Here is a 12,305-nt window from a genome sequence, read left to right on the forward strand (position 1 = left end):
GATGTCGCCGTTTGGCGGAAAGTCTGAATTGCTCGACCTTGCCCTTGGTCTTGGTTGTTGGAATCCAGGCACCTCCCTCGCTGGCAAGTGCCCGCAACTGCCCCCGACCGAGATAAGCCCCCAGACAACTTGGAAGCCTATGAGATTCGTTCGCTGGTCCGCAGAGCCGCAAACACCTTGAATGCAAGGGATTGCGAGTCCAAAGGTATCTGGCATGGCTCCTTCTCTGTCCCGTTCATGCTGTTCTTCCACTGCGTGCGCGCGATCCGTCGAACACCACCTGGTCGTACCACCAGAGCCCCTCGAACAGGACACGCGCGACATTGCGAAGTGAGTTTCCAGACACCATCTCGCCGATGGACTTCTTGCCGTCGATGGAATCGACCAGCTCTTTCTGATACGAGTTGATCGGCAGGTACAGGTCGGTGTAGGTGTGATGCCGGTTGATCAGCACGGCTGCGGCGCCTGGCGGCAATCGCTCCTGCACCATGATCGTGTCCGGCACGCGGATCGGCACGTAGTCGAGCCATTCATCGCCCTTGAAATCGATCGGCGCATGATGCGGTCGATCGTCGCGGTACACCACGGCGCTGTGGCGAATCATCGATCCCCGGAACAATTCCACTGCGGCGAATTGCTCCGGCGCCGCGAGTCGGGCGAGCAGGGGGTGATGGGGGACGGACGCCAGCACGCCGCACTGCGGCAGGTAGGCGGCCTGCTCGATCCAGCGCCCGAAGCGGAAACCGCCAGCCTCGATGAATTGCAATAGCTGCGGGACCGAATAGGCCCGGTCGCAAGGATGGAGAAGCGCATCGGCCAGCGCGGCCGGGTCGCCGAAGTCCGGCGCATTGCGCAGCACCGGCATCAATGGATGATCCGGCGGGAGGGCCTGCATGCTCTGCGCGAGCGCCTTGATCTCCTGCGGCGTCGCGCCGATGCCGAGCCGGCGGCAGTAGTCCTGCAACAGGTACACCCCGGCACGGCCATAGGGCGCGTAGACCATCAGGTGCATGGCGCCGTCCGGCGCCATCACGCCGTGCAAGGCCCTCAGGCCCGCGTCGGGATCGGGCAGGTGGTGCAGCACGCCCGTGCAGACGATGTGCTCGAAGCTGCGTCCAAGCTCGCCTGCGCGTTCCACCGGGAGCTGGAGCAGCTCGAGATTGCCCAGGCCGTGCCTGCGCTTGAGGCGCTCGGTGCTCTCGATGCTCGTCGAACTGACATCGATCCCGAGGACCTTCGCCCGAGGCCAGCGCAGCGCGTGCCTGGCCGCCTGCGAGGTGCCGCATCCGACGACCAGGATGGTCCGATCGTCCCGATACGGCGCGCGCGGCCAGAAGAGGTGCGCATCGGCGCGCCGCCTCTCGTCGTTCCACGATTTCCGGTAGGGCTCCAGGTCATCGACCGGAGGCGGGTAGGGATGACGTTCATAGAAGGCGCTTACTTCCCGCGCCACCCGTTCGGCATCCCCACCCGGTGCTTCGGGCAGCTCAGGAATGGCCGTGCCCCGCCACCTGTGCCAACACCGCGTCCAGGTTGAACGAGGCGGGCTTCTGGCGCGGCGGGAACTTCGCGAATTCCTCGATCTGCCCTGCAATCACCGCCTGCATCAGGTAGAGCTGCGGCACGTGGTCGACCATCCAGTCCAGGTAGGTGTTCGAGTTGAATTCGGCCCGCTCGTAGGGATCTCGGCGCAGGTTCATGATGTAGGGCAGGCGAAGCTTGACGAACGGCTCGGCCCACTGTCGCATCGTGTTGGCGCGTTGCACGGCCAGGTGGAACTTGTAGTCGCCCACCCGCACCGCGATCACTTCGCCATCGTCGCTGAAGTACACGATGGCGTTTCTCGCGCTCTCCTTGGCCTCGCCCGTCAGGTAGGGGATCTGGTTGTAGCCGTCGAGATGGACGTTGAATTTCTTGCCGTCCACCGTGCAGCCCTCGTGCAGTTGCTGCTTCACGTCCGGATTGCCGGCCGCCGCGAGCAAGGTCGGGAACATGTCGATGTGCGAGACGATGCCGTTCAGCACCGAGCCGGCCTTGATCTTGCCCGGCCAGCGCATGAAGCACGGCACCCGCCAGCCGCCCTCCCAGTTGGAATCCTTCTGGCCACGGAACGGGGTGGTGGCGCCGTCAGGCCAGGTGTCGTTCTCCGGGCCGTTGTCGGTGGAGTACATGACGATGGTGTTGTCGGCGATGCCCAGTTCGTCGAGTTTGGCGAGGACTTGGCCGATCTGCTCGTCGTGAACGACCATGCGATCGCTGTACGGGTCCTGTCCGCTCTTGCCCAGGTTCTTCTCGGCGACGTGCGTGCGGAAGTGCATCGCCGTCGAGTTGTACCAGAGGAAGAAGGGCTGGTCCGCCTTCGCCTGCTTTTCCATCCAGGCGATCGCGCCGTCGGTGATCTCCTCGTCGATGGTCTCCATGCGCTTCTTGGTCAGCGGGCCGGTGTCCTTGATCGTCTGCCCGCCCTTGCCGTCGGCGACGCAGTGCAGCACACCGCGTGGACCGAACTGCTTCTTGAACTCGGGATCCTTCGGATAGTCGGGAAGCTCGGGTTCTTCCTCGGCGTTCAGGTGATACAGATTGCCGAAGAACTCGTCGAAGCCGTGCATCGTCGGCAGGTACTCGTCGCGGTCGCCGAGGTGGTTCTTGCCGAACTGGCCGGTGGCATAGCCAAGCGGCTTCAGCAATTCGGCGATGGTCGGATCTTCCTTCTGCAGACCGACGGTGGCGCCCGGCATGCCGACCTTGGTCAGGCCGGTGCGGATCGGGTTCTGGCCGCAAATGAAACAGGCGCGGCCGGCCGTGCAACTCTGCTGCGAGTAGTAGTCGGTGAACGTCACCCCTTCCTCTGCAATGCGATCGATGTTGGGCGTCCGATAGCCCATCATGCCCCGGCTGTTGTGGCTGATGTTCGAAATGCCGATATCGTCACCCCAGAGAATCAGGATGTTGGGTTTCTTCTGTGTCATTCCGGTTCCTTTTGGTTGATAGGCCGCAGGATTCAGCGAACGCGACGCGGAACCCCGCAGGCGCAGCATATGCTTCCTGCGGGCCCACGCCTACGATGTCGAACCTCCGTTTGATCTCAAGGTCAAGACGTTGCAAATCACCTGCGGATGACTGCTGCACCACCATGCGGGCCAACACAACCCTCGCGCACCACTCCTCTTGCACATTCGACGGCTGGGGGATGGGCAACCGCAGAGGGATGGACCACGGCTGGCTCACGCACCGCGACCGGTTTTTCAACGACAGCCGCGCCGTGGGGACCAACGCAACCTTCTCGCACGACGCCTCTTGCGCATTCGACAGCTGACGCGCTCATCGAGGTCAGCGCCAAAATTCCGATCGCGGCCGTAACTGCAAATGTGATGTGAGTGCGCATCGCAATGCCTCCATGGACTGGTTTGGAAGAAGCGCCCGGACGGAGTCACTTTTTTTACGGACGCCGGCCTGGTCAGAGGACGCAATCCTCCGGCATCAAATGCTCCGAGGCCATCGGGATCAAGGGCAGTTCGCTTGCCCGAAGGGGAAGGTGGCAGCTACCTCAAGAAAGCGGAGCGAAGATTCGCGCAAGGGAACTCGATGACGCGTCACACGGCTACCGTGCACCAGCCGTCCTCGCAGCACTGTCGACTGTCCGGCAAACCCTTCACGGCGTCATGCTTGCCGACACGGGCAGAGCAACCGATCAATTGCGCGTGGCAACCGACCTGACCACGCCGTACCGTTGCAGCGTTCTCTCGCGCGCCTCGGCATGGTCGACGACCGGCTTGGGGTAGTTCTCGCCGAGCGTGATCCCTGCCGCTTCCAGTTCGACCGGCGACGCCGTCCACGGCGCATGGATCGCCGCGTTGGACAGCTTCGCCAATTGCGGCAGGTAGCGCCGGATGAACTTGCCTTCCGGGTCGAAGCGCTCGCTTTGCGTGACCGGGTTGAAGATGCGGAAATACGGTTGCGCGTCGCAGCCGCTGGAACTGGCCCATTGCCAGCCGCCGTTGTTCGATGCGAGTTCGAAGTCGTTCAGGTGCTCGGCAAAGTAGGCCTCGCCGCGGCGCCAGTCGAGGCCCAGGTCCTTGCAGAGGAAGCTGGCCACCACCATGCGCAGGCGGTTGTGCATGTAGCCGCTCTGGTTGATCTGCAGCATGGCGGCATCGACCAGCGGATAGCCGGTCCGGCCCTCGCACCATGCGTCGAACAGGCCGTCGGCATGCTTGCCGTGGTGCCACTGGATCTTGTCGTACTCGGGCCGAAAGCTCTTGCCCTGGGCCACGCGCGGGTGATGCGCCAACAGCTGGAAATAGAAGTCGCGCCAGATCAATTCGCTGAGCCATGTCGCGGCGCCGTTGTCGCCCTGCAGCGAAAGCTGGTGCGCGACGCCGGCCATCTGGCGGATCGAGACGGTACCGAAGCGCAGGTGCACGCCGAGGTAGCTCGGGCCGCGCACGGCGGGATAGTCGCGCGCGACCTGGTAGCGGTCGATGCGCTGGAAGAAATCGTCGAACAGCGCGGCGCCGCCTTGCGCGCCCGTCGGGATTTCCAGCCGGCCGAGGTTGGTGGGCTCGAAGCCGATGTCCCGCAGCGTCGGCACTGGTGCGCGCAAGGCCTCGGGTGGCGGCACCAGCGCATCCGCATAACCGCGCGACGGGTAGGGCTTGAGATAGAACGCGTCGACCTTCTGCAGCCACGCGCGCTTGTACGGCGTGAACACGGTGTAGGGCGCACCGGCCTTCGTGACCACCTCGTCGCGCTCGAAGATGACCTGGTCCTTGAAGGTCTGGAACAGGATGCCGGCATTGGCGAGGGCGCCGAACACATGGGTATCGCGTGCCAGGGCCGCCGGCTCGTCGTCGCGGTTGGCGAACACGGCCTGCACGTCGAGCGCGCGGGCCAAGGCCGGGATCTCGTCCTCGGCGACCGCATGGCGCACGACCAGCCCGCCGCCGAGCTGGCGCAGTTCGGTCGCCAGTTCCACGAGCGATTCGCGGATGAATTCGACGCGCCGGTCCGCGCGCGGCAAGGCGTCGAGGATGCGCTTGTCGAACACGAAAGCACACACCACTTGCCGGCAGGTTCTCAGCGCGTGGTAGAGCGCGGCGTTGTCGTCCACGCGCAGGTCGCGCCGAAACCACATCAAACCCTTGGGATAGGTCTTGTCAACGGCCAGTAAAATCGGAGGCATGTCCTCTGATTCTGCCCCGATGAACTTGACGCATCACTTCCTGATCGCCATGCCGGGCATGCAGGACGAGACCTTCAGCCGCAGCGTGGTGTACCTGTGCGAGCACAGCGAACGCGGCGCGCTGGGCCTCATGATCAACAAGCCGAGCGACATCAACCTGCGCGTGCTGTTCGAGAAGGTGGAGCTGCACCTGTCCAATCCTGCCTTCGGCGAAGGCCCGGTGTTCCAGGGCGGCCCTGTGCAGACCGAGCGCGGCTTCGTGCTGCATGAGCCAGTGACGGCCAATGCGCCGGACAGCAACGAGTCGGTCTATGCGTCGACCATGACGATTCCCGGCGGGCTGGAGATGACCACGTCGAAGGACGTGCTCGAAGCCATCGCCACCGGGTCGGGGCCGCGCAAGGTGCTGGTGTCGCTGGGCTATTCGGCCTGGGAACACGGGCAACTGGAGTCGGAACTGGCCGAGAACAGCTGGCTGACGGTGGCGGCCGACCCGGCCGTGATCTTCGACACGCCGGTGGCGCAGCGCTACGACCGGGCGCTGGCATTGCTGGGGCTCGAGGCCTGGAAACTGTCGCCCGATGCGGGGCACGCATGATGGCTGCGCCGCGGGTGCCTCGATGAGCGGTCCGGCGGTGCCTGGCAAGGCTGCCGAATCCGTTCCTTCCCATTTCCAATCTTTCCTGGCCTTCGACTTCGGCCTGAAGCGCACCGGCGTTGCCAGCGGCAATCGCCTCTTGAAGACCGCCACGCCGCAAGCCACGATCAAGGCCGAGGGCGATGCGCGCTTTGCACAGGTCGAGGCGCGCATCCGCGAGTGGCAACCCGACGCGCTGGTGGTCGGCGTGCCGTACCACCCCGACGGCGCGCCGCACGAGAACACTGCCAGGGCGCAGAAATTCGGACGCCAGCTGCATGGCCGCTTCAAGCTGCCGGTGTATGAAGTCGACGAGCGCTACAGCACGACCGAGGCGCTGGCCGCCGGCGCCAAAGACGCCGATGCGGCATCGGCCTGCATCATCCTTGAACAATTCCTGAGGAGCCTCCCTTGAGTTCCATTCCTGACGCAGAGGCGCTCTACGTCGACCTGCTGGCCGGCGTGAAAGCGCTGATGCGCGCCGAAACCAAACTGGTCGGCGTGACTTCCGGCGGCGCGTGGCTGGTCGAGCGCCTGCAAAAAGACCTGGGCCTGGCGGGTGTGCCCGGCATCATTTCATCGGCCATGCACCGCGACGACTTCGCGCGGCGCGGGCTGTCGGCGAGCGCGCAGACGGTCCTCCCCTTCGACGTGAACGGCGCCGACGTGCTGATGCTCGACGACGTGCTCTACACCGGGCGCACGATCCGCGCGGTGCTCAACGAACTGTTCGACTTCGGCCGGCCGGCCTGCGTGCGGCTCGCGGTACTGGTCGATCGCGGCGGGCGGCAGCTGCCGGTGGCGGCGGATTTCGCGGCGACGCATCTCACCTTGCCGGACACGCAACTGCTCGCGCTGGCGCGCGCCGCCGACGGCGCCTTCAGCCTGAAGATCGAAGAAAACAAATGAAGGCAAGGAGGCTCCGCTGATGCTCTACAAGCGCAATCCGCAACTCAACAAGCACGGTGAGCTGCTGCACCTGCTGTCCATCGAAGGCCTGCCGAAGGACATCATCACGCACATCCTCGACACGGCAGCCAACTTCACCAGCGTGAGCGATCGCGAAGTGAAGAAGGTTCCGCTGCTGCGCGGCAAGAGCGTGTTCAACCTGTTCTTCGAGAACTCGACGCGCACGCGCACCACCTTCGAGATCGCGGCCAAGCGGCTGTCGGCGGACGTGATCAACCTCGACATCGCGCGCTCGTCGGCGACCAAGGGCGAGTCGCTGCTCGACACCATCGCCAACCTGAGCGCGATGGCGGCCGACATCTTCGTGGTGCGGCACAGCGAATCGGGCGCGCCCTACCTGATCGCGCAACACGTCGCGCCCCATGTGCACGTGGTCAACGCCGGCGACGGGCGGCATTCGCACCCGACGCAGGGTCTGCTCGACATGTACACGATCCGGCACTACAAGAAGGACTTCAGCAACCTCACGGTGGCGATCGTCGGCGACGTGCTGCACTCGCGCGTGGCGCGCTCCGACATCCATGCGCTGACCACGCTGGGCTGCGCCGAAGTGCGCGTCGTCGGCCCCAAGACCCTCGTGCCGGCGGACATGGCGCCGATGGGCGTCCGCGTCTGCCACACGCTGGAGGAAGGCATCAAGGACTGCGACGTGATCATCATGCTGCGCCTGCAGAACGAGCGCATGAGCGGCGCGCTGCTGCCCTCGTCGCAGGAGTTCTTCAAGACATACGGCCTCACGCCCGAGAAGCTGCAGCATGCCAAGCCCGATTGCATCGTGATGCACCCGGGGCCGATCAACCGCGGCGTGGAGATCGACTCGGCCGTGGTCGACGGGCAGCAGAGCGTGATCCTGCCGCAGGTCACTTTCGGCATCGCGGTCCGCATGGCCGTGATGAGCATCGTCGCCGGCAATGAAGCCTGAGGCCTTACTTAGTCAATTGGTTGCCCCGAGGTAAAAATCCATGAGCATCATCATTGCCAGCGCCCGCGTGCTCGATCCGGCGTCTGGCTTCGACGAAATCGCCGACGTCGCCATCGCGGACGGGCGGATCGTCGCCATCAAGGACATCCCCGAAGACTTCAAGCCGGAGGCCCGCATCGAGGCCGAGGGCATGGTCGTCGTGCCCGGCCTGGTCGACCTGGCTGCTCGCCTGCGCGAGCCGGGCTACGAGCATGAAGGCATGCTCGCCAGCGAGATGGCCGCGGCCGTCGCCGGCGGCGTGACCAGCCTGGTGTGCCCGCCCGACACCGATCCGGTGCTCGACGAGTCGGGCCTGGTCGAGATGCTGAAGTACCGCGCCCAGAAGCTGCAATGCGCGCGGCTCTTTCCGCTGGGCGCGATCACGCGCGGCCTGTCGGGCGAAGTGCTGACCGAGATGAACGAACTCACCGAGGCCGGCTGCGTCGGCTTCGGCCAAGCCGACGTGCCGTTGAACAGCACCCTGGTGCTGCAGCGTGCGTTGCAGTACGCGAGCACCTTCGACTACACGCTGTGGCTGCGTCCGCAGGAGCGCGACTTGGGCAAGGGCGTGGCGGCGAGCGGTCCGCTGGCGACGCGGCTCGGGTTGTCGGGCGTGCCGGTCGCAGCGGAGACGATCGCGGTCTTCACCATCATCGAGTTGATGCGCAGCACCGGCGCGCGCGTGCACCTGTGCCGCCTGTCGAGCGCGGGCGGCGTGGCGCTGGTGCGCGCGGCCAAGGCCGAGGGCCTGCCGCTGACATGCGACGTCAGCATCAACTCGCTGCACCTGATCGACAGCGACATCGGCTACTTCGACAGCCGCGCACGCTTGAACCCGCCCTTGCGCCAGCAGCGTGACCGCGACGCGCTGTCGGCGGCGCTGGCCGATGGCACCATCGACGCGCTGGTGTCCGACCACACGCCGGTCGAGACCGATGCCAAGACGCTGCCTTTTGCGGAAGCCGAGGCCGGCGCGACCGGGCTCGAACTGCTGCTGCCGCTTGCGCTCCAATGGGGCGAGCAGAGCGGCGCCGGGATGAAGCGGGCCATCGAGGTCATCACCTCGTCGCCGGCGCGCATGCTCGGCACGGGCGCCACGGCCAGCCTTGCCGTGCGCGCGGTGGCCGACCTGTGCATCTTCGACCCGGCCCACGAATGGCAGGTGACGCCCGACAGCCTCAGGAGCCAAGGCAAGCACACGCCCTTTGCCGGCTACGCCATGCTTGGGCGCGTGAGTGCCACGCTGGTCGGTGGTCGCATCGTCCACCAGGCCTGAAGCCGGGCCGCCGATGCGCTCCGTCATTGCCTGCTGGAAGCTGCTGTACGCCATCGCCTATGCCTTCAAGGGCTGGTGCACGATCCGCTTCACCTTCGCGCGGCGCACGCCCGATGAGCGCGCCAGGTGCGTGCAGGACTGGGCGCGCGGCATGCTCGGCGTGTTCGGCATCCAGGTGGTGGTGCAGGGGACGCCGCCGGGCCATGGGCCGATGCTGGTGGTCATCAACCACCTGTCCTGGCTCGACATCCTGGCGGTGCATGCGGCGCAGCATGTGCGCTTCGTGGCCAAGTCGAACATCCGGCACTGGCCGATGCTGGGGATGATGTCGGCCGAGGCGGGCACGCTCTTCATCGAGCGCGAACGCCCGCGCGACGCGCTGCGCGTGGTGCACCACATGGCCGACGCGATGCGCGGCGGCGACCTGATCGCCGTCTTTCCGGAAGGCACGACCGGCGACGGGCGGGAATTGCTGCCCTTCCATGCCAACCTGCTGCAGGCGGCCATCTCGTCGGGCGCCCCGGTGCTGCCCGCCGCGCTTCGCTTCGCGGAGACATCCACCGGCGAGACCAGCTTCGCCCCCAGTTATATCGGCGACGACAGCCTGCTCGACTCGGTCTGGCGTACGCTGTGCGCGCCGCCGCTGACCGCCTTCGTGCGCTTCGGGGAGCCGCAGGATCCGCAGGGTCGCGACCGGCGCGCTTGGGCCGAAAGCTTGCACACCGATATCGACGTGCTGCGCAGACAGACAGTCAACCCACCCGCGAATTCACCTGCTTCGCCCCGGGCGGCGGCCTGAGGCGACTGCTCTCGTCGGCCGTCCAAGCCTGCGCATGGGCGCCGGGGCGGGATCACGCCGACGGCGTACTCCACTCCGCGAATGTCCCCCGCCGCCTTCGGACCGCGCCCCTGCGCCCCCGTCCAAGTTTCATGCGTCGCGGAACGCTCGGCGATATCGACAACCGTTATGAGTGCCCCAAAAAAGCAGCGCCCCGAAGGGCGCTGTTGAAACGACGCCGAGGGGCGCCGGGAGGAGGGTAACGATTTCCCGGGAGGGATAGCGGATATTCGCCATCCCATCAGACGAGCGGTGCCGGAAAAAGTCGCATGAGGGCTGTGGGCCTGGGACTACATCGATGCAAAAAAAGGCGCCCACACGGGGCGCCTCTTGCATCAACCGATCGATGTCCTTCAGAACACCGTGACGTCGCCGATCTTCAATTCCTTCACCCAGGACTTCTTGTCCGTGTCGGTGTTGGATTGACCCAGGTTGATCACCACCGCCGGGGTCACGCCGGCCGGCAGGTGCGGGTAGTTGTAGATGCATGCATCCGGATAGGCGTCGGTGAACGCCTTGAGCGTCAGGACGCCGCCGGTGCCGTTGGAACCGTTCAGCAACGGATTGGTCGCGTTGGGGAAAGCGGCAGTGCCGGTCTTCGCCCACTTCACTTCGTCGATCCTGGCGGTGTAAGTGAAGTAGCCATCGTCATCCGGACCGTCGATGACCATGTCCTTCGAGACCGTCACCAAGTTCATCCAGCCGGCGCCCGTGCAGTCGCGGCTGATGGCGTAGTTGACGTAGGCGTCGCCCGCAGTCGTCGTGTCATCGGTGTTCAGCTTCATCTTGAAGCTGATGCCGGGGAAGTCGGTCAGCTTCATCTTGTCGAGGAAGGTCAGGCCAAAGACGGCCTTGTTGCCCACCGCCTGGTTGTTGGCGCTCGGCGTGGTGTTGGGGGCGTGGCCGGTTTCGAGCTGGAGCACGTTGACGCCGTTGTCGGCAACGACGCTGACCTTCGCGTCATGGTCGGAGAAATTGGTCGAGCAGGCGGGCAGGGCGGTGCCCGGGTGGCTGCAGTCCGCGTCTCTCCAGGTCTTGGGCACGGGAGCAGGCGCCGGGCCGGGTGCTGGTGCCGGTGCCGGACCCGGCGCCGGACCAGGCGCGGGTGCGGGTGCGGGCGGGGGCGCGCTGCCGCCGGTGTCGGGTGCAGGAGCGGGTGCAGGAGCGGGTGCAGGCGCGCCGCCGGCGTCGGGCGCAGGCGCTTCCACGACAGGCGCGGGCGCTTGCGTAATGGGTGCTTGTGCAACGGGTGCGGGCGCCTGGGGGACCGGCGTGGGTGCGAAGGCAAAGCCCTGGGAACCGCCACCGCCGCCGCAACCGGTCAGAGTCAGGGCGGTCGCGGCTGCAATCAGGGAAAGGGTGAGGGACGTTCTATTCGTCGGCGTCGGGCACGGGGAAAACATTGGCGTGAGCAAGTTGTTAAATGAATGGAAGAAATGTAAACAATCGTGTACACAATCAATGAATACATATGTGCGGGTTGGTTCTCTGGAATGCAGCGGTTTCCCGCGAGGGCGTGAGAAAGTTCTCATGCGCGGTGTCGATCCTTCCCGCGAGACCCGCCCTGCCAAAGAACAAGGAAATGGGTTCTGCCTTAGCCTCCGAGCCCATGGATTCCGCCGCAGCGCTTGCCGATTTCGTGCTTCGACACCCCCGCCTGTTCGTGCTCACCGGCGCGGGTTGCAGCACCGAATCCGGCATTCCGGACTACCGCGACGGCAACGGCGACTGGAAGCGGCCGGCACCGGTCACCTACCAGGCCTTCATGGGCGATGAATTGACGCGGCGGCGCTACTGGGCGCGCAGCATGATCGGGTTTCCCGTGATGGCGGGGGCCCGGCCCGGCGCGGCGCACCTCGCGCTGGCGCGAATGGAAGGCGCGGGCCACGTCGGGCTGCTGCTCACGCAGAACGTCGACGGCCTGCACAGCGCCTCGGGCAGCCGCAACACGATCGACCTGCACGGGCGCATCGACGCCGTGCGCTGCATGGCCTGCGACACCCGGAGTCCGCGCGCGGCATTGCAGGCGGACCTGCTGCGGCGCAATCGGGCATGGGCGGGCTTCGAGGCACGTATCGCGCCGGATGGCGATGCCGATCTCGACGGCCGCGATTTCGCGAGCTTCGACGTGCCTGCGTGCGAGCACTGCGGCGGGGTGCTCAAGCCCGACGTGGTGTTCTTCGGCGAGAGCGTGCCGGCACAGCGCGTCGCGGACGCCCGAAGCGCGCTCGCCGAATGCGACGCGGTGCTGGTCGCAGGCTCATCGCTGATGGTTTATTCGGGGTTCCGTTTCGTGCAGGCCGCGGCTGCGGCCGGCAAGCCGGTGGCGGCGGTGAACTTGGGGCGCACGCGGGCGGATGACCTGCTGGCGCTCAAGGTGGAGCGTCCTGTTGGCGAGGCGCTCGCGGAGCTGGCCGCAGGCCTGGAGTGATACCCACCCTC

Annotated in this window: 11 protein-coding genes; 7 read left to right on the forward strand and 4 right to left on the reverse strand. The window is 65.9% G+C overall.

Annotation, left to right across the window (positions count from 1 at the left end):
* Positions 1-235: 235 nt before the first annotated feature.
* The 3 genes from HCU76_RS18495 to HCU76_RS18505 all read right to left on the reverse strand — a co-directional run bounded on the left by HCU76_RS18495 (position 236) and on the right by HCU76_RS18505 (position 5,182).
* Entirely contained in the window at positions 236-1,453 is a 1,218-nt protein-coding gene (locus tag HCU76_RS18495; protein ID WP_218510274.1) for a class I SAM-dependent methyltransferase, read from the reverse strand.
* A 34-nt stretch (positions 1,454-1,487) separates the two neighbouring features.
* Positions 1,488-2,969, reverse strand: coding sequence for an arylsulfatase (locus HCU76_RS18500; protein ID WP_213957347.1), 1,482 nt, complete (start codon positions 2,967-2,969; stop codon positions 1,488-1,490).
* A 722-nt stretch (positions 2,970-3,691) separates the two neighbouring features.
* Positions 3,692-5,182, reverse strand: a complete 1,491-nt coding sequence (locus HCU76_RS18505) for a deoxyribodipyrimidine photo-lyase (RefSeq protein ID WP_218510275.1) — start codon at positions 5,180-5,182, stop codon at positions 3,692-3,694.
* On the opposite strand from HCU76_RS18505, the gene HCU76_RS18510 reads away from it, so the two are divergent.
* Genes HCU76_RS18510 through HCU76_RS18535 form a run of 6 tightly spaced genes read left to right on the forward strand, consistent with a single transcriptional unit; the run spans position 5,181 to position 9,824 of the window.
* Complete coding sequence (locus HCU76_RS18510) at positions 5,181-5,780, forward strand: YqgE/AlgH family protein (protein ID WP_213957345.1); 600 nt, start codon at positions 5,181-5,183, stop codon at positions 5,778-5,780. The two genes, HCU76_RS18505 and HCU76_RS18510, sit on opposite strands and share 2 nt — an antisense overlap.
* Before the next feature lie 22 nt (positions 5,781-5,802).
* The gene (gene ruvX, locus HCU76_RS18515) at positions 5,803-6,234 is read left to right on the forward strand and encodes a Holliday junction resolvase RuvX (protein WP_218510392.1); all 432 of its coding nucleotides are present in this window, start codon (positions 5,803-5,805) and stop codon (positions 6,232-6,234) included.
* Entirely contained in the window at positions 6,231-6,728 is a 498-nt protein-coding gene (gene pyrR / locus HCU76_RS18520) for a bifunctional pyr operon transcriptional regulator/uracil phosphoribosyltransferase PyrR (RefSeq protein WP_218510276.1), read from the forward strand. Before ruvX ends, pyrR begins: the two co-directional genes overlap by 4 nt.
* A 19-nt stretch (positions 6,729-6,747) precedes the next feature.
* Positions 6,748-7,710: an aspartate carbamoyltransferase catalytic subunit gene (locus HCU76_RS18525; protein WP_218510277.1), complete on the forward strand. Its 963-nt coding sequence runs from the start codon at positions 6,748-6,750 to the stop codon at positions 7,708-7,710.
* Positions 7,711-7,750: 40 nt separating this feature from the next.
* On the forward strand, positions 7,751-9,025 hold the full coding sequence (locus HCU76_RS18530) for a dihydroorotase (protein WP_213957342.1): 1,275 nt from the start codon (positions 7,751-7,753) through the stop codon (positions 9,023-9,025).
* Between the two features lie 13 nt (positions 9,026-9,038).
* On the forward strand, positions 9,039-9,824 hold the full coding sequence (locus tag HCU76_RS18535; RefSeq protein ID WP_213957341.1) for a 1-acyl-sn-glycerol-3-phosphate acyltransferase: 786 nt from the start codon (positions 9,039-9,041) through the stop codon (positions 9,822-9,824).
* A gap of 392 nt (positions 9,825-10,216) precedes the next feature.
* Here the strand turns inward: HCU76_RS18535 and HCU76_RS18540 are convergent, their stop codons facing one another.
* Positions 10,217-10,906, reverse strand: coding sequence for a hypothetical protein (locus HCU76_RS18540; protein ID WP_218510278.1), 690 nt, complete (start codon positions 10,904-10,906; stop codon positions 10,217-10,219).
* 566 nt (positions 10,907-11,472) lie between these two features.
* Here HCU76_RS18540 and HCU76_RS18545 point away from each other — a divergent pair.
* Positions 11,473-12,294: an NAD-dependent protein deacetylase gene (locus HCU76_RS18545; protein WP_213957340.1), complete on the forward strand. Its 822-nt coding sequence runs from the start codon at positions 11,473-11,475 to the stop codon at positions 12,292-12,294.
* Positions 12,295-12,305 lie beyond the last annotated feature (11 nt).

Source organism: Variovorax sp. dw_308 (assembly GCF_019207085.1).
Lineage (GTDB): Bacteria > Pseudomonadota > Gammaproteobacteria > Burkholderiales > Burkholderiaceae_C > Variovorax.

What these genes read in the sequence shown, in the direction of transcription:
- HCU76_RS18500 (WP_213957347.1), bottom strand. Translation starts at nt 2,969, where the DNA reads ATGACACAGAAGAAACCCAACATCCTGATTCTCTGGGGTGACGATATC.
- HCU76_RS18510 (WP_213957345.1), top strand. Translation starts at nt 5,181, where the DNA reads ATGTCCTCTGATTCTGCCCCGATGAACTTGACGCATCACTTCCTGATC.
- HCU76_RS18505 (WP_218510275.1), bottom strand. Translation starts at nt 5,182, where the DNA reads ATGCCTCCGATTTTACTGGCCGTTGACAAGACCTATCCCAAGGGTTTG.
- ruvX (WP_218510392.1), top strand. Translation starts at nt 5,803, where the DNA reads ATGAGCGGTCCGGCGGTGCCTGGCAAGGCTGCCGAATCCGTTCCTTCC.
- HCU76_RS18525 (WP_218510277.1), top strand. Translation starts at nt 6,748, where the DNA reads ATGCTCTACAAGCGCAATCCGCAACTCAACAAGCACGGTGAGCTGCTG.
- HCU76_RS18530 (WP_213957342.1), top strand. Translation starts at nt 7,751, where the DNA reads ATGAGCATCATCATTGCCAGCGCCCGCGTGCTCGATCCGGCGTCTGGC.
- HCU76_RS18535 (WP_213957341.1), top strand. Translation starts at nt 9,039, where the DNA reads ATGCGCTCCGTCATTGCCTGCTGGAAGCTGCTGTACGCCATCGCCTAT.
- HCU76_RS18545 (WP_213957340.1), top strand. Translation starts at nt 11,473, where the DNA reads ATGGATTCCGCCGCAGCGCTTGCCGATTTCGTGCTTCGACACCCCCGC.